Source organism: Rhodococcus koreensis, assembly GCF_900105905.1.
Lineage (GTDB): Bacteria > Actinomycetota > Actinomycetes > Mycobacteriales > Mycobacteriaceae > Rhodococcus_F > Rhodococcus_F koreensis.
In genome coordinates this window covers 7,219,827-7,240,044 of sequence record NZ_FNSV01000005.1, presented here as the reverse complement: position 1 = coordinate 7,240,044, position 20,218 = coordinate 7,219,827, and the positions used below count along the sequence as shown (strand labels likewise).

General features: G+C 69.6%; 20 protein-coding genes. 9 read left to right on the top strand and 11 right to left on the bottom strand.

Translation table 11 applies throughout. The features are described from left to right. Positions 1-19 precede the first annotated feature (19 nt). The 4 genes from BLV94_RS37530 to pepN are packed head-to-tail and all read left to right on the top strand — an operon-like array spanning position 20 to position 5,151. Complete coding sequence (locus BLV94_RS37530) at positions 20-874, top strand: SDR family oxidoreductase (protein WP_255314964.1); 855 nt, start codon at positions 20-22, stop codon at positions 872-874. 57 nt (positions 875-931) lie between these two features. Continuing rightward, entirely contained in the window at positions 932-1,732 is an 801-nt protein-coding gene (locus BLV94_RS37525) for a crotonase/enoyl-CoA hydratase family protein (RefSeq protein ID WP_072940117.1), read from the top strand. Between the two features lie 19 nt (positions 1,733-1,751). Next, the gene (locus BLV94_RS37520) at positions 1,752-2,606 is read left to right on the top strand and encodes an EamA family transporter (protein WP_072940114.1); all 855 of its coding nucleotides are present in this window, start codon (positions 1,752-1,754) and stop codon (positions 2,604-2,606) included. Positions 2,607-2,643: 37 nt separating this feature from the next. After that, positions 2,644-5,151 (top strand): aminopeptidase N, encoded by a 2,508-nt coding sequence (gene pepN, locus BLV94_RS37515; RefSeq protein ID WP_072940111.1) that lies wholly within the window; start codon positions 2,644-2,646, stop codon positions 5,149-5,151. On the opposite strand, the gene BLV94_RS37510 is transcribed toward pepN, so the two are convergent. After that, positions 5,141-6,583 (bottom strand): FAD-dependent oxidoreductase, encoded by a 1,443-nt coding sequence (locus BLV94_RS37510; protein WP_072940108.1) that lies wholly within the window; start codon positions 6,581-6,583, stop codon positions 5,141-5,143. The two genes, pepN and BLV94_RS37510, sit on opposite strands and share 11 nt — an antisense overlap. A gap of 104 nt (positions 6,584-6,687) precedes the next feature. Here BLV94_RS37510 and BLV94_RS37505 point away from each other — a divergent pair, with 104 nt between their 5' ends. Continuing rightward, a complete protein-coding gene (locus tag BLV94_RS37505; RefSeq protein ID WP_072940105.1) occupies positions 6,688-7,248 on the top strand; it encodes a TetR/AcrR family transcriptional regulator in 561 nt (186 codons plus the stop codon). A 5-nt stretch (positions 7,249-7,253) separates the two neighbouring features. Here the strand turns inward: BLV94_RS37505 and BLV94_RS37500 are convergent, their stop codons facing one another. Together BLV94_RS37500 and BLV94_RS37495 are read right to left on the bottom strand one after the other, a co-directional pair. Beyond that, a complete protein-coding gene (locus BLV94_RS37500; RefSeq protein ID WP_072940103.1) occupies positions 7,254-7,559 on the bottom strand; it encodes a hypothetical protein in 306 nt (101 codons plus the stop codon). An 83-nt stretch (positions 7,560-7,642) separates the two neighbouring features. Next, positions 7,643-8,845, bottom strand: a complete 1,203-nt coding sequence (locus tag BLV94_RS37495) for an adenylate/guanylate cyclase domain-containing protein (protein ID WP_072940100.1) — start codon at positions 8,843-8,845, stop codon at positions 7,643-7,645. Positions 8,846-8,934: 89 nt separating this feature from the next. Between BLV94_RS37495 and BLV94_RS37490 the strand changes: the two genes are divergently transcribed. The 3 genes from BLV94_RS37490 to BLV94_RS37480 are packed head-to-tail and all read left to right on the top strand — an operon-like array spanning position 8,935 to position 10,906. Further along, the gene (locus tag BLV94_RS37490; protein WP_072940098.1) at positions 8,935-9,498 is read left to right on the top strand and encodes a TetR/AcrR family transcriptional regulator; all 564 of its coding nucleotides are present in this window, start codon (positions 8,935-8,937) and stop codon (positions 9,496-9,498) included. A 4-nt stretch (positions 9,499-9,502) separates the two neighbouring features. After that, positions 9,503-9,931 (top strand): PaaI family thioesterase, encoded by a 429-nt coding sequence (locus BLV94_RS37485; RefSeq protein WP_072940095.1) that lies wholly within the window; start codon positions 9,503-9,505, stop codon positions 9,929-9,931. 30 nt (positions 9,932-9,961) lie between these two features. Further along, positions 9,962-10,906, top strand: a complete 945-nt coding sequence (locus BLV94_RS37480) for a serine/threonine dehydratase (RefSeq protein WP_072940092.1) — start codon at positions 9,962-9,964, stop codon at positions 10,904-10,906. A 12-nt stretch (positions 10,907-10,918) separates the two neighbouring features. Here BLV94_RS37480 and BLV94_RS37475 read toward each other — a convergent pair whose 3' ends face one another. The 7 genes from BLV94_RS37475 to BLV94_RS37445 form a co-directional block, all read right to left on the bottom strand. After that, positions 10,919-11,896: a pirin family protein gene (locus BLV94_RS37475; protein WP_072940089.1), complete on the bottom strand. Its 978-nt coding sequence runs from the start codon at positions 11,894-11,896 to the stop codon at positions 10,919-10,921. A gap of 19 nt (positions 11,897-11,915) precedes the next feature. Next, positions 11,916-12,362 (bottom strand): MarR family winged helix-turn-helix transcriptional regulator, encoded by a 447-nt coding sequence (locus BLV94_RS37470; RefSeq protein WP_072940086.1) that lies wholly within the window; start codon positions 12,360-12,362, stop codon positions 11,916-11,918. Beyond that, complete coding sequence (locus BLV94_RS37465) at positions 12,346-13,443, bottom strand: LLM class flavin-dependent oxidoreductase (protein ID WP_072940083.1); 1,098 nt, start codon at positions 13,441-13,443, stop codon at positions 12,346-12,348. The genes BLV94_RS37470 and BLV94_RS37465 overlap by 17 nt, the downstream gene beginning before the upstream one ends. Before the next feature lie 145 nt (positions 13,444-13,588). Then, on the bottom strand, positions 13,589-15,118 hold the full coding sequence (locus tag BLV94_RS37460; protein ID WP_072940080.1) for a DHA2 family efflux MFS transporter permease subunit: 1,530 nt from the start codon (positions 15,116-15,118) through the stop codon (positions 13,589-13,591). Next, on the bottom strand, positions 15,115-15,585 hold the full coding sequence (locus BLV94_RS37455) for a MarR family winged helix-turn-helix transcriptional regulator (protein ID WP_072940077.1): 471 nt from the start codon (positions 15,583-15,585) through the stop codon (positions 15,115-15,117). The genes BLV94_RS37460 and BLV94_RS37455 overlap by 4 nt, the downstream gene beginning before the upstream one ends. 107 nt (positions 15,586-15,692) lie before the next feature. Continuing rightward, a complete protein-coding gene (locus BLV94_RS37450; protein ID WP_072940075.1) occupies positions 15,693-16,658 on the bottom strand; it encodes an NADPH:quinone oxidoreductase family protein in 966 nt (321 codons plus the stop codon). Positions 16,659-16,695: 37 nt separating this feature from the next. After that, on the bottom strand, positions 16,696-18,357 hold the full coding sequence (locus BLV94_RS37445) for an FAD-dependent oxidoreductase (protein ID WP_072940072.1): 1,662 nt from the start codon (positions 18,355-18,357) through the stop codon (positions 16,696-16,698). A 151-nt stretch (positions 18,358-18,508) separates the two neighbouring features. On the opposite strand from BLV94_RS37445, the gene BLV94_RS37440 reads away from it, so the two are divergent. Continuing rightward, complete coding sequence (locus BLV94_RS37440; RefSeq protein WP_072940069.1) at positions 18,509-19,288, top strand: acyl-[acyl-carrier-protein] thioesterase; 780 nt, start codon at positions 18,509-18,511, stop codon at positions 19,286-19,288. Here BLV94_RS37440 and BLV94_RS37435 read toward each other — a convergent pair whose 3' ends face one another. Next, positions 19,289-20,125, bottom strand: coding sequence for a helix-turn-helix transcriptional regulator (locus BLV94_RS37435; protein ID WP_072940067.1), 837 nt, complete (start codon positions 20,123-20,125; stop codon positions 19,289-19,291). Positions 20,126-20,218 lie beyond the last annotated feature (93 nt).

Below are 20,218 nucleotides of genomic sequence, written 5' to 3'. Positions count from 1 at the left end.
GAGCTGACATCCTGGTCACGTGATCCGACAGATGCTCACCCAGGCCGCGCTCAACCCACTCCCCACCCCGCGCACCCTGGCAGCCCGACTGGTCCCGGGAACCGGCCACACCATCGCCGGGAAGCGGATCCTCGTCACCGGCGGTTCCTCGGGCGTCGGCGAAGCGGCGGCACGCCGGCTCGCGACCCTCGGCGCGGAGGTCGTCCTCGTCGCCCGCGGCTCCGACGCCCTCGAGTCGGTGCGCGACGACATCCTGCGATCGGGTTGCGACGCCCACGCCGTCCCGTGCGACCTCACGGACCCGGAGTCCGTCGACGCCCTCGTCGCGCGGGTGCTCGGGGAGATCGGACCCGTCGACGTTCTCGTCAACAACGCCGGACGGTCGATCCGGCGGACCGTGGAGGACTCGCTGGACCGCTTCCACGACTTCGAACGCACCATGGCCGTCAACTACTTCGGCTCGACGCGGCTGACCCTGAAGTTGCTCCCGTCGATGCTCGAGCGCGGCGAGGGGCACGTCATCAACGTCGCGACGTGGGGTGTGCCGGCCGGGGTCATGCCCAAGTTCTCCGCCTACCACGCGTCCAAGGCGGCCGTCGGCGCGTTCGGCCGCAGCCTCGGCGCCGAACTGCGCGACCGCGGGATCTCGGTGACCACCCTCGACTTCCCCTTGGTCCGCACTCCGATGATCGCGCCCACCGCGGACTACGACGCGATGGCGGCACTGACTCCCGAGCAGGCGGCGGAATGGTTCGTCACGGCGGTGCGCACCCGCCCGATCGAACTGCTCCCCAGTTACGCCGAATTGTTCCGGCTACTCGGCACGTTCGCGCCGTCCGCCACCGACGCACTGGTACGGCGCACCGGCATCTGAGCGCAATGACAGACTGGGACGGTCTCGAATCCGCGCTCACACCCGAGGGAGTCGTCCATGACCGACGCCGTGCTCACCACCCGCGAAGGCGACATCGTCACCTGGACGCTCAACCGCCCGGAGGCCCGCAATCCCATCTCCGAGCCGGACGTGATCGAGGCGCTGGAGAATGCGGTGGCCGACGTCAACGGTGATCCCAGTGTGCGCGCCGCGATCGTCACCGGTGCCGGTTCGGCGTTCTCCTCCGGCGGCAACGTCAAGCACATGCGCGACCGCGCGGGAATGTTCGGCGGCTCCCCCGCCGACCTGCGTCAGGGCTACCGGCACGGCATCCAGCGCATCCCGCTCGCGCTCTACCACTGCGAGGTGCCGACCATCGCCGCCGTCAACGGACCCGCGATCGGCGCCGGCTGCGACCTGTCGCTGATGTGCGACATGCGGATCGCCTCCACGGCCGCCGTGTTCGCCGAGAGCTTCGTCAAGGTCGGACTCGTTCCCGGCGACGGCGGCGCCTGGTTCCTTCCGCAGGCGGTCGGGATGGCGCGGGCCAGCGAGATGGCGTTCACCGGCGACGCGATCGACGCCGCGAAGGCGCTCGAATGGGGACTCGTCTCGCAGGTCGTCGAACCCGGGGAACTCCTCGACGCGGCACGGGCACTCGCCGACCGGGTGGCGGTCAACCCGCCGCAGGTGCTGCGGATGACCAAGAAACTGCTGCGCGAGGGCCGTCACCAGAGCCTCGAGAGCCTCCTCGAACTGTCTGCGGCCATGCAGTCGCTCGCCCACCACACCGCGGACCATCACGAGGCCGTCGGCGCGATGCTCGACCGCCGCACTCCGAACTTCACCGGCCGGTGACCCCGGGCAGCGCACACCCGTGACAGCCGAACCGCGCAGTCAACTTCTCCCCGTCGTCTCGGTCCTCGGATCGGTGCTGTCCGTCCAGTTCGGTGCCGCGTTCGCGAGCACCCTGTTCGATGCGGTCGGCGCAGGCGGCGCCGTGTCGCTGCGCCTGACGATCGCGGCGATCATCCTCGGGGTGATCGTGCGGCCGCGGTGGCGACGGTGGACACGCACGCAGCGGCAGGGTGTTCTCGCACTCGGAGTGGCGCTCGCCGTGATGAACTCGGCGTTCTACGAGGCCCTCGCGCGGCTCCCGCTCGGCACCGCGGTCACCATCGAATTCCTGGGTCCGCTCACCCTCGCCGCCGTGCTGTCGCGGAGACTGCAGGACGGCGTGTGGGTGCTCGCGGCGCTGACCGGCGTGGTCCTGCTCGGTCTGCGCGAGAACTCGGGCGCCGAGCCCCTCGACCTCGTGGGGGTGGGGTTCGCGCTCGTCGCCGGCACGGCCTGGGCCGGCTACATCGTCGCCGGCTCACACCTCGCCGCGAGGGTACCCAGCGCGGACGGCCTGGCCGGGGCGAGCATCGTCGCAGCGGTGCTGACGATTCCGCTCGGCGCTGTTTCGGGCGGCACCGCGCTGTTCGACCCCCGGATCCTGGCCGTCGGCGCGGTGGTGGCCTTGCTGTCCTCGGTAATTCCGTACTCGCTCGAACTGCGGGCGCTGCAGGTGATGAGCAAGAAGGTGTTCGCCGTACTCATCGCGCTGGAACCGGCGGCCGCGACCCTCGCCGGGGTGATCGTGCTCGGGCAGGTCCTCGGACTGCAGTCGCTCGCCGCGATCGCGCTCGTCGTCGCGGCGGGCGTCGGATCCGTGCTGGGCAACCGGTAGCGGCACGGACGACGGGCCCGGCTGGCAGGATCGACCCGTGAGCACCGCGAACCTGACCCGAGCCGAAACCGCCGAACGTTCCCGCGCGATCGAGGTTCTCGGCTATCGGGTGGAACTGGACATACTCGGCGCCGTCGACCCGGAGGTCGGGACGTTCGCGACCACGACCACCGTCGAGTTCACCGCGAGCGCGTCCACGACCTGGCTCGACTTCCTCGGGGCCGGCGTGGAATCGGTGACCGTCAACGGCGCCGGCGTCCCCGTCGACTACGACGGCGCCCGCATCGCGTTGACCGGGCTGCGGGAATCGAACGTCGTGACGGTCGCCGCCCGGGGCGAATACAGCCGTTCCGGTGAGGGACTGCACCGGTTCCTCGACCCGGCCGACGACCGGACGTACCTCTACACGCAGTACGAACCGGCGGACGCGCGGCGGGTGTTCGCGTGCTTCGAGCAGCCGGACCTGAAGGCGCCGTTCACGTTCGTCGTCACCGCGCCGCACGGGTGGGAGGTGATCTCCAACCAGCAGGTCGCCGAGCGGGAAGACACGACCGGCGGGCAGGTCGTCACGTTCGCGCCGACCCTGCCGATCTCCACGTACATCACCGCGGTCGTGGCCGGGCCGTACCACCGGGTGGACTCGGCGTGGAGCGGCGGCGATCTCACGATCCCGCTGGGCGTCCTCTGCCGGGCGTCGCTCGCGCAGTACCTCGACGCCGACACGATCTTCGAGATCACCCGGCAGGGGCTGAGCTTCTTCGCGGACGGCTTCGACTACCCGTACCCGTTCGGCAAGTACGACCAGGTGTTCGTTCCCGAGTACAACCTCGGGGCCATGGAGAACCCGGGCTGCGTGACGTTCACCGAGGCGTACGTGTTCCGCGGCGCCGCCACGGATTCCCAGTACGAGGGCCGCGCGAACACGATCCTGCACGAGATGGCCCACATGTGGTTCGGCGACCTCGTGACGATGGTGTGGTGGGACGACCTGTGGCTCAAGGAATCGTTCGCCGACTACATGGGCGCCCTGGCGAACGCGGAAGCCACCCGGTGGACGGACGCGTGGGTGGCCTTCGCCAACCGCCGCAAGGCGTGGGCGTACCTGCAGGACCAGCTGCCGACGACGCATCCGATCGTGGCGGACATCGTCGACCTCGAGGCCGCGAAACTGAACTTCGACGGCATCACGTATGCGAAGGGCGCCAGCGTCCTCAAGCAACTCGTCGCGTACGCCGGGCGGGAGGCGTTCTTCGAGGGGGCGCGCCGCTACTTCCGTGCCCACGCGTTCGGGAACACCACCCTCACGGATCTGCTGACGGAGCTGTCGGCGACGTCGGGCCGGGACCTGACGAGCTGGGCACGCGCCTGGTTGCAGACCACCGGGGTGTCCGCGCTGAGTCTGGAACGGGACCCCGACGGGCGCGCCGCGATCGTGCAGACCGATCCGCGCCCACATCGGCTCGGCGTGGGGCGCTACGACTTCGACGCGGCCGGCGATCTCGTGTGCGCGGCGCGGGTCGAAGTCGACCTCGCGGTCGCCCGCACCCCGATCGACCTCGACGACGCGCCGCTCGTGGTGCTCAACGACGCCGACCTGACGTATGCGAAGGTGCGGTTGGACGATCGATCGCTGAGCACCGTCGAGCAGTCCCTCGACCGGGTGCGGGACCCGCTGGCGCGTGGCCTGATCTGGTCGTCGCTGTGGAACACGACCCGCGACAGCGAACTGGGCGCGAAGCGGTATCAGTCGATGGCCCAGCGGTTCTCCCCGGCGGAATCGCACCTGACCCTGCTCACGTCCGTGCTGGCCAACGCCCCGTACGCGATCGAGCACTATCTGCCCGAGACCGCGCGCGCCGCCGCTCGTCGCGAGTGGCTCGACCACACGTGGCGTGCATTGTGGGATGCCCCGCCTGCGTCGGGGAGCCAACTCGCCTGGGCACGTGCGGTGGCGGCCGCCGCCGAGGTGGACGACAGTCGCGCGGAGGACATCCGGTCGCTGCTCGACACCGACGGGCGGGCACCGGCCGGGTTGTCGCTCGACCCGGACCTGCGGTGGGCGCTGAGGGGCGCGCTCGCCGCCACCGGGCACGCCGACGACGCGGACCTCGACGGTGAACTGCGCCGCGACGACACCGGTTCCGGCCGCACCGCGTACCTGCGGGCGACGTTCTCACGACCGGACCCGGACGTGAAGGCGAAGGCCTGGGACACGATCTTCCACGACCGCACACTGTCCAACGACCACCTCGGCGCGATCATCGCCGGATTCCGCGCAGGCGCCCGGCACGACCTCGTCGCCGGCTACGCCGCCGACTACTTCGCCGCGATCCGCTCGGTGTGGGAGACGCGCAGCATCGAGATCGCCCGGCGGATCGTGGTCGGGCTGTTCCCGGCCGCGCCGGGTCTCGACGCCGCCGACGAATGGCTCGCAAGCAACACCGATGCGCCCGCCGCGCTACGCCGGCTGGTGCTCGAGCAGCGGGATCACCTCGCCCGGGACCTGCGGGCGCAGGCCTTCAACAGCTCGGAGGTCACCGGCTGACCGGCCCGGCCCCGATCGCGGTGCGGGCGGTCCAGCGTTCCAGGGCGCGGCGCCACAGCCCCGACGCACTGTCGCCGGCCCACGCGACGTACCCGTCGGGACGGACGAGCAGTGCGGGCCCGGCATCGGTCCGGGTCACCGCGTGAATGCCGCAGGGAACGGGCGCCCCCGGCTCGGTGACCAGGACGAACCCGCCCGAGCGCAGCACCTCGTAGAGTCGGCCGGCGTCGGTGGGCACGTCCTCGGCCCGTCGGCCCACAAGAGCGCTCTCGCCGGCGTCGTGGCCGTAGCCGATACCGATGCCCGAGAACATCCGCGCCACCGCGTCGCCGATCGGCGGAATGCCGAGAAGCGCTGCCACCGCGCCGTTCCGGAGCTTCCGCAGAATCCACGTCCGCACGGTCATCATGCGCATCGTGGCACCACTCGACCGCAGCACCAGCCGCCCCACCGGGTGCCGTTCGGAGTGATACGTGTCGAGCACCGCGTCGTCCGCGCCGCCGAGAACGGCCGCGAGTTTCCAGCCGAGATTGATCGCGTCCTGAATGCCGGTGTTCATCCCCTGGCCGCCCGCCGGTGAATGCACGTGGGCGGCATCGCCTGCGAGGAACACCCGGCCCGTCCGGTACTGCGGGACCTGCCGTTCGTCGCTGTGGAATCGCGACTGCCACCGCACGTCGCCGAGTCCGTAGTCCGTGCCCATCGCGAGTCGGATGGTGCTACGCAGTTCCTCCCGGTCCACGGGGGCGCTGTCGTCCACCTGGTGGCTGCGATTCCAGGCGATCACGCGAAACAGGTTGTCGCCGTAGGGCGCGATGAAGGCGAATCCGTCGCGGACGGCGTTGACGGTCACGAGGTTGTCCGGCGGGTTCTCGAGTTCGACGTCGGCGAGCATGATCGACCGCAGCACGGCCTTGCCCGGGAACGGCTGCCCGATCAACGTCCGCACCACGCTGTGCGCGCCGTCCGCACCGACCGCATACGCCGCGTGAAACGTGCCGGCGCGTCCCGAACCGTCGTGGCCGTGAACGCAGACGCCGTCCCCGTCCTGCTCCACACCGGTGACGGTGAAACCCCGGACGAAGTCGGCGCCGCGCTCCCCGGCGTGCGCCTCGAGGAGGGCGTCGACGTTCTGCTGCGGGGTGACGAGGACGTACGGGAAGCGGGACCGCAGGCGCCCGAGGTTCAGCGCTGCGCCGCGCCACAGTTTCAGGCCCGGTGAGGCGGCACCGGTGGCCACGAGACGGTCGGCGAGTCCGCGGGCGTCGAGCAGTTCGAGAGTGCGGGCGTGGACGCCGAATGCGCGGCTGAGGGTCGACGGCGCGGCGCGTTTGTCGAGCACCGTCACGGATCGGCCCGCCGTCGCCAACTCGGCCGCGAGCATGCATCCGGTGGGTCCCGCGCCGATCACCACCACGTCGATGTGCTTCATGACGTTGCCTCCGATCGAAAGGTTCCCAGCAAGTCAACAACTGTTGACTTTGACGGTAGACGCATCCCGACGCCAGGTCAACAGTTGTTGACTACACTTCGGGAATGCCTGAACGCCGCGCCCGCTCCGCCGTCGCCACCCGCGCCGCGATCCTCGACGCGGCCCGTGCCCGGTTCGGCACGAACGGCTACGAACGCACGACGATGCGCGCCGTCGCGTCGGACGTCGGCGTCGACCCCGCACTCGTGGTCCGGTACTTCACCAACAAGGAATCGCTGTTCGCCGAGGCCGCCGAATTCGAACTGCACCTCCCCGACCTCCGCGACGTTCCGGTGCGGGAACTCGCGACCGTGCTGATGCCGCGCTTCTTCGCGGTGTGGGAGAACGACGGCGCGTTCCTCCCCCTGCTCCGCGCGGCGGCCAGCAGCCCGCGGGCCGCCGAGGCGATGTTGCAGGTCTTCGCCCGCCAGGTGGCGCCCGCGCTCGCAGCGGTCGCGGCCGATCACGCCGACGAGCGCGCGGCCCTCGTCGGGTCGCAGGTCCTCGGACTCGCCTTCTCCCGCTACGTACTCCGGGTGCCGCCCCTCGCGGATATGACGCACGAACAGCTGATGCGGTGGGTCGGGCCCGTGCTCGAGTACTACCTCACCACGGAACCGCAGTAGCCGCCCTACCGGTGATGTCTGCCGCCGTTCAGCATCCAGCGGGCGTCGATTTCACTCGTGCTGCGGCGGTGCCGCCGGATGGTGAACGACGTGATCGGCAACCGCTCGACGACGCTCGCGTCGGCCCGCGGATCACCCGCAATCCCCTGTTCGAGAACCGAATACGCGGTGTGGTTGACCGAATGGACGGCCAGCCGGAGGGCGTCGAGCGCCGTCGGCCTCGGCCCGAACGCGGCGAGCGTGTGACCGCCGTCCACCGCGGTCTCCACCACTGCGTAGAAATGCCAGTCTGCGCCCGAATCGCCAGTCATGTTGCGCCTCGCTCGATGTGCTTCTGTGAGCTGTGCCATGACCGTATCGCGAGGGTACGACACGTTTTCCGGCGGCGCGCCGGTCAGGCCACGGACCGGCGGCCGATCCCGAAAAGCTTCTGCGGGGCGTCGATTCCCTCGAGCCGGTGACTGCCCGCCGGTTCACCCCAGAACTCGTCGCTGTCCAGTTCGTCGTAGAACTCCCCCGTCACGACCACCTCCTGGGACGGCGCGACCGTGACGACGCGACCGGCCATGGCGACCGGCCTGCCGAACCAGTCGCCGGCGCTCGGTACCGCCGTGCCCCAGGCGATCCCGGCCCGCAACTGCGGAAGCCCCTCGGCGCGCGCGGCTTGCACGAGGTCGAGCGCGACATGCGCCAGCGCGTTGGGATCGGGCGAGACCATCATGACGGCGTCCCCGATCGTCTTCACCAGACGCACCGGCGGCGACACCAGATCCGTGGCCACCAGGTCGAGGCGCTCGGCCACCCGGCCCAGATCGGCGGGCTCCGCCTGCTCCCCGAGCAGCGTGAATCCGACGAGGTCCGCGAAACAGACCCCGACCTCCTGCGCTCCCCGCACCTGGAGGTTCGCGTCGCCCGCGATTCCCACCGCGTCGGACCGGAGTTGATGGCGCAGAGCGGTGGCGATGAGATGAGCCAGGATCTGCGCCTCGAAATCCACGATGCGACGCATCTCCACCGCGTACCGCAGGGCCACCTCGGGATGCTCGCGCGTCGCCTCGAGCCGCTCCTGCAGGAGCGAGTCCGCGGCGCCGGCGACCGTCCAGAGGTTGCGGCCGAGCACCCGGGCGGCCGCGAAGATGGCGCTCTCGTCGAGACCCAGATCCCGGTACTGCTCCAGTCCGCGCGCGAGGTCGAGGTCGCCGTCGTCGTAGAACGTGCCGTCCGCCGACGCACCCCGCCCGATGGCGCGGAACCACCGGCGGGCGTCGTCGACGGTGACGCCCACCTTCCGGGCGATGTCGTCGATGCTGTACCGGCCTTTCGGCGACAGCGCGTGCTCGAGCAGCACGTGTGCGAGGCGATCGCCCCGCGCGGCGCCGCGGAGATCGTCGACCGACGCCCCGTCCTCGATGAGGGTGTTCAGCACCCCCATGCGCGCGGACCGGTCCGGCCCGCTGAGCCCGTCGAGGAGGCCGGCGCGCTCGAACTCGTGGAGCAGCGACGGCGGCGGACCGGGGCGTCGCAGCGGGCGGGTCGGTGGGGACACCAGACGTCCCGTCCGGGGCGTGATCCGTCGGGGCTGTCGCGGAGTGCGCACGTCCCCATCGTCCCAGGAACGACGTCGCCCTTCGCCGTAATCCTCCGAACTCCCTGTCCCCGCGACCGGGACCGAACTATATTCGGTGTGTGCCGATTCAAAGTCTGTTACTGGACGTGGCGGAGGGCCATTTCGCCCGCCGCGGCGTCCTCGGCACCCGGCTGGCCGACATCCGGCAGGAGGCCGGGGTCAGCGTGGGAGCCGTCTACCACCACTTTCCGAACAAGGAAGAGCTGTACCTGCAGGTCTGGTTGCGCGCACTCGCCGACTACCAGGGCGGATTCCGGGCCGCACTCGCGGAATGCGCCGATGCCCGGTCCGGGGTGGAAGGTGCCGTCGTCCGCCACCTGCACTGGGTGTCCGGCAACCCACAGCGGGCCACCATCCTCGCCGCGCCGCGCCCGCCGGGCGTCGACGAGCGGGCCGACACCACCAATGCCGCGTTCTTCCGCGACGTCACCCACTGGTGGCGGGTCCACGAACACTACGGAACGGTCCGCCGATTCGACTTCGACGTGCTCTACGCGTTGTGGCTCGGCCCGGCGCAGGAGTACTCGCGCCAATGGCTCGCGGGCGCCATGACCACCGACCCCACCACGGTCGCGCCCGAACTGGCGCGCGCCGCGTGGGATTCGTTACGAAACCAGGAGTAAAGGGATGACAGTCGACGTCGCGCTCACCGCCGACACCGCGCAGGCCGTGCTGGAGGCCCAGCCGTTCAGCGTGCTCGTCGGCGCACGGATGACGCAGTTCGGCGAGGGCGGCACCACCCTCGAGATCCCGGTCCGGGACGAACTGCGGCAACAGAACGGCTTCGTGCACGGCGGTGTCCTGTCGTACGCCGCCGACAACGCCCTCACGTTCGCCGCGGGCACGGTCCTCGGCGCGAACATCATGACCGCGGGCTTCACGATCACCTACCTCCGGCCCGCGCAGGGCGTACTGCTGCGAGCGGACGCCCGGGCCGACGCGTCCACTCGCCGCCAGGCGCTGTGCCGGTGCGACATCTACGCGGTGCAGGAGGACGGTTCGGAGGTACTGTGCGCCGCCGCCCAGGGCACGGCGACAGTCAAGCAGCCGCGATAGTCGCGGCACACGGGATGGAACGATGAGACCATGGCTGATTCCGTCGATCGCGCATCCGTGGACAGGGCGCGTGAACGTATCACCGGCCTGATCCGCCGGACCCCTACGTTCCGCACCACCGTGCCCACCGTCCACGGCGCCGTGCCGGTGATCTTCAAACTCGAATTCCTGCAGTACGGCGGCTCGTTCAAGGTGCGGGGCAGTCTCAACGCGCTGCTGCACGCCGAGGAGGACGGACGCCTCGACGACGCAGGCGTCGTCATCGCGTCGGGCGGGAACGCCGCCATCGGAGCGGCGTGGGCGTCGCGGCTCCGGGGTGTGAAGTGCACCGTGGTCGTCCCCGTCACGGCACCCGACGTCAAGATCGACAAGCTGATCGCGCTCGGCGCGGACGTGCGCAAGGTCGGCGACCGGTACGCCGAGGCGGCCGAGTACGCGACGGAACTCGCGGCGTCGTCGAGCGCCCTCGCCCTGCACGCCTACGATCTCCCCGACATCGTCGCCGGGGCGGGCACCATCGCGCTCGAGATCCAGGACGACGTCGCCGAGCCGCTGTCCTACGTGATCGCCGTCGGCGGCGGCGGACTGCTGTCCGGCGTCATCGCCGGCAGCGGCGAGGACGACAGCATCTTCGGTGTGGAGCCGAGCGGAGCGGCGACGCTGCACTCCGCGGTCGCCGCCCGGCAACCCGCGGACATCGACATCGACAGCATCGCCGGCGATTCCCTCGGCGCCACCCGGATCGGCTCCATCGCCTGGGAGACGGTCCGCTCGCGGCCCGTCTCCAGCCTGATCGTCGACGACGACGCCCTGATCGACGCGCGAACGCTGCTGTGGGAGGAGTTCCGGATCGTCGTCGAACACGGCACCGCAGCGGCGCTCGCCGCGATCGTCACCGGACAGCTCCGCCCCACCGGCGACAAGCCGCTCTGCGTGGTGCTGTGCGGCGCCAACACGTCGCTGACCAGTTACTGATCCGGCCGCCCGTCAGCTGCGCGGTTTCAGGCGGCTGTTCGGCAGTTCGGGAGCGGGCAGCGGATCGCCGTCGTAGCCCTCGACCGTGCCGAACCGGGGGTCGGCGGGCGCCGCGCCCCGGAGTTCGGACTGCCATTCGCGGCGGTAGCCGACGATGTCCTCGTGGCTGCGGCCGAGGAAATTCCACCACATGATCACCTGCTCGCCGAGCGGCTCGCCGCCGAGCACCAGCAGCCGCGCCCGGGTACCGCCCGTGTTGCGCAGCGCCACCAGCGACTCGCCGGGCGGCTGATAGCCGAGTTCCGCCCAGCGCAGCGTGGTCCCGCGCAGCTGCACCTCACCCTCGTCCACGAGCACCCCCACCTCGAAGCCGCGCTCGATGTCGAGGGTGATGTCGGCACCCGGCTCCAGCAGGATTTCCGCACCGACCAGCGGCGTGAACGTGCGCACCGGCGACGTGGAGCCCACCGTGCTTCCGAGGAACACTCGCACCGTTGCCCCGCCCCGGACGACCGGATCGGGCGCGTACGTCTCGAATGCCGGCTCCGCGTCCTGCGCCGACGCCGGCAACGCCACCCACAGTTGCGCGCCGTGCAGGATCCGCGTCTGCGGTGTCGAGACCTCGGAGTGCGCGATCCCCCGCCCCGCGGTCATCAGGTTGACCTCACCGGGACGCACCATCGCGTGCGAGCCGATGCTGTCGCGGTGTTCGATCTCGCCGGTGAACAGCCAGCTCACCGTCTGCAGTCCCGTGTGCGGGTGCGGTGGCACGTTCATCCCGCCCGTCTTCGCGACGTCGTCCGGACCGTAGTGGTCGGCGAAGCACCAGGCTCCGATCAGCGAACGGTCGCGCTGCGGGAGGGTGCGCCGGACCGGCATCGCGCGGGGGCCGCCGAGCGGGACCTCGCGCGCGCCGAGCACCTGGATGCCGCCGCCGTCGGGGTGCGATTCGCACCGCTCTTCCACCGTGTTCGTCTCCAGATTGCTCACTGCTCCATCGTGCCTTTCGTCAGTCCTGTGCGCCGCGTAGTTTCGCGCAGAGTTCGGTGAGCGTGTCGAGTTCGTCTTCGGACAGTGCCGGGCCGACGTGCCGCCGGATGCTCGCCGCGTGCCTGCGTCCGACGGACTTCTGCACCCGCACACCCTCCTCGGTCAGTGCGACGACGGTCCCGCGGCGGTCGCCGGGATCGCCCTCCCGGGTGACGTACCCGGAGCCGGCCAGCCGCTCGACGAGCCTGCTCAGCGACGGCTGGCTGAGCAGGATCTCCCGATTGAGGTCGTGCAGGCGCAGCCTGCGCCCGGGTGCCCGGCCGAGTGTGAACAGCACGTCGTACTCGCGCATGCTCAGCTCGTCCCACACGTCGTCGGCTGCGAGGTTCCGCATCACCGCGACCTGCGCGCGGAACAGCGCCTCCCACGCCTCGGCCGCCCGTTCGGTCCTACTGGCGGGCGGCATCGACCGGCTCGCGATCGGACTTCATCGACGCGTGCGTCGGCGGGTTGTCCGGCACCCCGGCAGGCCTGCGGGCGTCGAACTCCTTGCGCAGCACGGGCACGACCTCGCCGCCGAGCAGGTCCAGCTGCTCGAGCACCGTCTTCAGGGGAAGTCCCGCGTGATCGACGAGGAACAACTGCCGCTGGTAGTCGCCGAAGAAGTCGGCGAACGTCAGGGTCTTCTCGATCACCTGCTCCGGGGTGCCGACGGTCAACGGGGTCTGGTCGGTGAAGTCCTCGAGGCTCGGCCCGTGGCCGTAGACCGGGGCGTTGTCGAAGTAGGGCCGGAACTCGTCGACGGCGTCCTGGGCGTTGCGGCGCATGAACACCTGCCCGCCCAGGCCGACGATCGCCTGGTCCGCGCGGCCGTGGCCGTAGTGCTCGTACCGCTCGCGATAGAGGTTGATCAGGGCGATGTAGTGCTCCTTGGGCCAGAAGATGTTGTTGGCGAAGAAACCGTCGCCGTGGAATGCCGCGATCTCGGCGATCTCCGGGCTGCGGATCGACCCGTGCCAGACGAACGGCGGGACGCCGTCGAGCGGGCGCGGCGTGGAGGTGAAGCCCTGCAGCGGAGTGCGGAACTGCCCCTGCCAGTCCACGACATCCTCGTCCCACAGTCGGCGCAGCAACCGGTAGTGCTCGAGCGCCAGCGGGATGCCCTGCCGGATGTCCTGGCCGAACCACGGATAGACGGGGGCCGTGTTTCCGCGGCCCATCATCAGATCCACCCGGCCGTCCGCGAGGTGCTGCAACATCGCGTAGTCCTCGGCGATCTTCACCGGGTCGTTGGTGGTGATCAGCGTCGTGGACGTGGACAGGATGATCTTCTCGGTCTGCGCGGCGAGGTAGCCCAGCATGGTGGTGGGTGACGAAGGCACGAACGGCGGGTTGTGGTGCTCGCCGGTGGCGAACACGTCGAGCCCGACGTCCTCGGCGTGCTTGGCGATGGTCGTCATCGCCTTGATGCGCTCGTGCTCGGTGGGTGTGCGGCCGGTAGTGGGATCGGCCGTGACGTCGCCGACGGTGAAGATTCCGAACTGCATAGCTGTTCCTCTCGCGTCAGAACTCCATGCATTTGCATGAACCTATTGCAACATTCAACCACTTCGGCCTATTCCGGAAACGGCCGAGGGCGGCAAGCGCAGTGCGCTTGCCGCCCTCGGCGACGTTCGGTCGGGACGAGCCCGATCAGTGCATCATGACCGTCGGGGCACCCTCGGCCTCGAGACGCGGGTTGACCGACTTCTTCCGCGGCAGCAGGAACGCCGGGATGAGCGTCAACGCGATCAGCACGGTGGCGACCAGGAACGTGTTGCCGAACGCGTCGGCGGCCTGGCTCAGGACCTGGTCCACCATTCCGGGAGGCTCCTGTGCGGCGACCTCGGGCACGTGCTGCATCGCGACCGTCTGACTGTCGAGACCGCGATCGAGCAACTGGTTGGTGAGGACCACCGACATGACGGCGGTACCGATCGAACCCGCGGTCTGCTGGACGATGTTCATCAGCGTGGAACCACGCGCGACCTGGTCGTTGGACAGCGTCACGATCGCCGCGGTCATCAGCGGCATCATGGTGCAGCCCATGCCCATACCCATCACGAACAGCGCACCCATCAGCAGCCAGGTCGGCGAATCCGCCGCCACCTGCGTGAAGACGCCCAGCCCGATTAGGATCAGCGGCAGACCCGTCAGCACGATCTTGCCGGGGCCCATCTTGTCGACGAGTCGTCCGGCCACCGGCATCGTCAGCATCGCGCCGATACCCTGCGGAGCCATCAGCAGACCGGCCGCGAGCGTGGTGTGCCCGCCGACCTGGATGAAGTAGCTCGGAAACAGCAGACCGGCACCCATGAACGCGACGATGAACAGCGAAGTCGTGATGACCGCGACCGACAGCTGCCGGTTCTTGAACAGGTGCAGGTCGATCAGCGGGTGGTCCTTGCGCAGCGCGTGGAAGATGAACGCGACGATCAGGACCAGGCCGATCACACCGGGCGCCAGCACGCGGGCCGAGGCGACGGTGCCCACCTCCGGGATGGACGACACACCGAACAGGAACAGCGCCAGACCCGGCGAGAGCAGCAGCATGCCGAGGAAGTCGAAGGACTCGGACGGCGAGGCCTGGTCGGACGGCAGGATGATGAACGCGGCAGCCAGGGCGATGATGCCGATGGGCAGGTTGATCAGGAAGATCCAGTGCCAGCTCGCCGCCTCGATCAGCCAGCCGCCGAGGATCGGGCCACCGATGGGTCCGAGCAGCATGGGGATACCGAGAACCGCCATGACCCGGCCGACGCGGTCGGGGCCTGCAGCCTTCGTCATGATCGTCATGCCGAGCGGCATCAACATGCCGCCGCCGAGCCCCTGCAGGACGCGGAAGCCGATCAGCGACGTGATGTCCCACGCGAAACTACACAGCACCGAGCCGAGCACGAACAGCACGAGGGCCGTCATGTAGAGGCGTTTGGTGCCGAAGCGGTCGGCCGCCCACCCGGTGACGGGGATGACGGTCGCCAGGGCGAGGGTGTACGCGGTCATCGTCCATGCGACGGTGGCGTACGTGGTGTCGAACTCGGTGGCGAACGTCGGCAGCGCAACGCTGACGACGGTCACGTCGAGGATCGACATGATGGCACCGAGCACCACCACGGACGCGATCTTGAGGACCGTGCCGTCGAGCTTGTCGGGCGCCGCGTTCGCGGCGGTCGGCGATGTCATCCGAATATCTCCTGGTTGAGTTCTCGCAGGGACTCCCCCGCGAGGATCGGTTGTAGTGCCTCGATCAGCCGAGTCCGCTCGCTCTCCGGAACCCGCCATGCGAACCGTCGCAACTGATCACGCTTGCAGTCGATGTGCTGGTTGGCGACCTTATGCCCAGCCTCCGACAGGGAGACCCGTTTGACCCGCCGGTCCCGCTCGTCCTCCCGGCGGACCACGAGACCCAGCTTCACGAGTTGATCGACGTTTCGACCCGCCGCGGCAACCGAGAGCCGCAACCGCTCGGCCACTTCGTTGATCGGAAGCGGCTCACCGTGCTGAGCCAGCGCGAAGAGCATGCGCACCTGCGAAAACGTGAGGTCCAGCTCGATGAGGTTGTCCATCGACTCCGACTCCCCCGCACTCAACAGTTGGGTGAAGAAGTCGTTGAGTAGTTCGAAGAGAAGATCAGGAGAATTGTCGGGCACCCTCGAATGCTAGCGCTTATGCAACTATTGCCCAAGAGCAACTAAGGCGCAACCGAATAAATGGTGTCCGGTATCACATTCCCCGGCAGCGCCCACGACCTGCGGGTTCAGTCCTGGACGAGGACCGCCTTGCCCAGCACGAGGCCGGCCTCGAGATCGCGCAGCGCATCCGCGGCCTGCTCGAGCGGGTACCTGGACGTGACCACCGGGCGCAGTCCGCGCTCCACGTGCCGGATCAGCGCGGCGTGCACCTCTTCCAGCGCATTCGGTTCGGTGCGGAGGAACTCGCCCCACGCCGCCCCGACGATGCTGATGTTGCGGAACAGCACGCGGTTCACCTTCACCTCGGGGATCGCACCGCCGGCGAAACCGATCACGACCAGACGCCCTTCCGGGGCCAGCACTCGGACGGCCTCGTCGAATGCGTCGCCGCCGACCGGGTCCACCACGATCTGCGCGCCCCGGCCGCCGGTCAGCTCACGCGCCCGGGCGCCCCAGCCGTCGTCGAGGCGGACGACCTCGTCGGCCCCCAGTTCGCGGAGGAAGTCGTCGGCCCCGTCCCGGCGCACCACCGCGATCACGTGGGCGCCGTGCGCCTTGGCCAGCTGGATGCTGGACGTCCCCACGCCACCCGCAGCGCCGAGGACGACGACGGTTTCGCCGGCCCGCAGTCGTGCCCGGCGCTCCAGCGCGAATTCCATCGTCTGGTAGTTGACGATCAGCGACGCCGCTTCCTCGAAACCCAGCGTCGACGGGATGGGCAGCACCTGCGCGGCAGGCACCGCGGCCCGTTCGGCGTAACCGCCGACCTGCGGTGCCGCCAGCACCCGGCGGCCCGGCTCGAGTCCGCTCCCGTCGGGCGCCGACACCACGACACCCGCGACTTCGGAGCCGGGGACGAACGGCGGTTCGGGCCGGAGCTGATACTTGCCGTAGCTGATCAGCAGGTCGGGAAAGCACACGCCGCTCGCCTTGACGTCGATCAGGACCAGCCCCTCGGCCGCCGGTTCGGGAACGTCCCGCAGCGTCATGCCGCCCGGCCCCGACAGCTCCGTCACCACCACTGCGCGCATGCTCGAAACACTAGACGCGCAGGGGTGGCGGGTGGCGTCAACGAGCGAACAGTCGCTTCCGTCTGCGGGCGACGGTCACCATCTCGACCTTGTCGGTCATCTTCACGCGCGGCCGGGCCGATCCCGCCGCGCGCGATGTCTCCGCCTTGTCGATCGCACGCCAGCCGGCGAAGCCGATCTGTTCCGGCTGGCGCCGCTCGACGAGCTTCTTCACGTCCTTGCGGGTCCCGACCGTGCCGAGGAGTTCGCCGGCCTCGAAATCCGCGAGCAGCGAGGACACGGTCTCCTTGGCACACGCCTTGTTGGTGCCGATGACCCCGCTGGGACCGCGCTTGATCCACCCGGTGACATACACCCGGTCGGTGACCCGGCCGTGCTCGTTGGGGATCACGCCGCGCCTGTCGTCGAAGGCGACGCCGCCGACGGGATTTCCGCGGTACCCGATGGAGCGCAGCACGAGCGAGGTCTCCAGCGAACCCTCCTCGCCGCGGGCCCGGGCGGACAGCGCGCCGGATTCGTCGACCACCAGTTCGTTGCGCCCGTAACGCAGGGCCTCGGCGTTGCCGGTGCCGGTGACCTCGATCGGCGACGTCAGGTAGCGGAACACGATGCGCTTGTGACCGGGTCGGGGCGCGCGCTGCGCGAACTCTCGCGCCAGCCGGACCTTCATCGCGGTGGCCGGATCGTCCAGCAGCGCCGCGCTGGCCGGGTCGAGGTCCAGGTCGGCGTCGTCGATGACGAGGTCCACGTTCTCGAGGTCGCCGAGCGCCAGGAACTCCGGGTTGCTGTATGCGGCCTGAGCCGGTCCACGACGGCCGAGGAGCACGACCTCCTCGATGTTGCTGCGCCGCAGCGCGGCGAGGGCGTGATCGGCGATGTCCGTCCGCTCCAGCTCCTCGACGTTCATCGTGAGGATGCGGGCCACGTCGAGCGCGACGTTGCCGTTGCCGACGATCACCGCGCGCTTCGCGGACAGGTCGAACGTGCACCCCGCGTAGTCCGGGTGGCCGTTGTACCAGGCCACGAACTCCGTGGCGGCGTGCACGCCGGGGAGATCCTCACCCGGGATTCCCAGCCGCCGGTCGCTCGACGCCCCGACGGCGTAGATGACGGCGTGGTGATTCTCCAGCAGCTCGTCGTGGGTGACGTGCTTGCCGACCTCGACGTTGAGGTGGAACTCGAAATTGGGCCGGTCGAGACTCCATTCGAACATCCGGGTCACCTCCTTGGTGCCGGGATGGTCGGGCGCGACGCCGGCGCGGACGAGTCCCCACGGGGTCGGCAGCTTCTCGAACATCTCGACCTCGACGTCCGAACGTTCGAGCAGTTCACCCGCGGCGTAGCAGGCGGCCGGGCCGGCCCCGACGACGGCGACCCGCAGCGTGCCCAGGTCGCGCCGCGGCGGGGTCGCGGGCGTGAGCGGGATCCACCCGGTCGGCATGGGGTTGGTCGTGTAGTACTCGGCGTTGATGTCCTTGTAGCGGGTGAGCGAGCCGAGGAGCTTGTCTTCGGGGAAGATCGCGTCGACCGGACAGGCGTCGACGCAGGCCCCGCAGTCGATGCAGGTTTCCGGGTCGATGTGCAGCATCTCGGTCTGCGCGAATTCCCGTTCCTCCGGCGTCGGATGGATGCAGTTCACGGGGCATGCGGAGACGCAGCTCGCGTCGTTGCAGCACGCCTGGGTGATGACATATGCCATTGCGGTTTCCTCACACCTGTCCGGACCATCGAACTAATTTGTGTTACACGTGGTAACAGTTATATGAACTGTACTGAGAATCGCGTCCGCAAACAAGCACCGGCGCCGGATGAAAGAATCAGGGCCCGTCCACGAGCGAAGGAACCGCATCTTGGCACTCGACCGCCCCCTCGCCGCTCCGCCCTCACGCGGCCGCTTCTTCGAGACGTCCTGGCCGGTTCGCACCGGCGACATCGACGCCGCCAAACGACTCCGCCTCGACGGCATCGCGCGCTACCTGCAGGACGCCGGTCTGGACAACCTCGACGCGGTCGACGCCGCCGACAGCCACCCGCTGTGGATCGTCCGGCGCACCGTCATCGACGTCCTGCGGCCCGCCGTGTGGCCCGAACGCGTACACCTCCGACGCTGGTGCTCGGCACTGTCGACGCGCTGGACGAACATGCGCGTGCAGATCCAGGGTGAGGCGGGCGCGCTGATCGAGACCGAGGGGTTCTGGATCCACATCAGCGGCGAAACGGGCATGCCCACCCGCATCGACGACGGGTTCATCGAACGCCTCGGGGAGTCCGCAGAGGAACACCGGCTGAAGTGGAAACGGTGGCTCGTCGAGAACGCGCCGGCCGCCGACGAGGACGGGATCGAGGACAGCGAGTTCGTTCTGCGCCGCACCGACATCGACCCCTTCGACCACGTCAACAACGCCGTCTACTGGCAGGCGGTCGAGGAACTGCTCGCCGACCACGAGCATCCCGGCGGCGGCCGCCTCGTCGACAACCCACACCGCGCAGTGCTCGAATACCTCGCGCCCATCGTGTCGACCGACAGGATCGTCCTGCGCAGGCGCCGGGACGACACGTCGCTGACGGTGTGGTTCCTGGTCGACGACGCGCTGCGGGCGGTGGCCCACGTCGGGCCGATCACCACCTGATCACACCATCTGCTGGGTGCCGATCACCCGCAACAGGTCGAGCTTGGCGCGCGCATCGGAGCCCGGCTGCGGCATGTACACGAGCAGGTGCTGATAGGCGCCCTGCGTCAGCAACGTCTCGCAGACGAGGTCGATGCGCCCGACCTCGTCGTGGAGAACGCTCTTCGTGTCGGATCGGCGGACGGCCACGTCGTGCCGGTCCCAGAGCGCCGCGAATTCGGTGCTCGTCTCGTACAGCCGGGCGACGAGTTCGGTGACGTCGGCGTCGCCCGCGCGCCGGGCGGCTGTCGCCCGCAGATCCGCGACGTGCTGTCCGGCGAGACGATCGTGATCGTCCGCGGGGAACAGTCCGCGCTCGGCGGGGTGCGCGAACCACCGCCACGTGATGTACCGGTCGAGTCCCGCATACCGGGTCACGTCGCCGAACAGGATCACGTGCATGCGGTTCTGGACCAGCACTTCCCCGAGGTCCGAGATGACGCAGCCCGGGGTGTCGTCGAGTTTGTCGAGCAGATGCAAAAGCCCCGGTCCGACGTGCTTGTTGCCCGCGGCCCGCATCGGCGGCACCTGCCCGGACAGCAGATACAGGTGATCGCGCTGATCGTCGGTGAGCCGCAGAGCCCGCGCCATCGACGCCAGGACCTGCGTCGACGGGTGCGGACCGCGAGCCTGCTCGAGTCGCGTGTAGTAGTCGGTGGACATTCCCGCCAGCAGCGCCACCTCGTCGCGCCGCAGTCCCGGCGTCCGCCGCCGCACTCCCGGCGCCAGGCCGACGTCCGCAGGCACCAGCTGTTCCCGGCGACGGCGGAGGAAGTCGGCCAGCTCGGAACGGTCCATGACCCAACTGTGCCGGACCGGCCGGGGCGCTGCCAGGGATCGCCGGTCCCCCGATGAACGGTCTCTGGTTGCCGGGCCCGCCGACGGCGACGC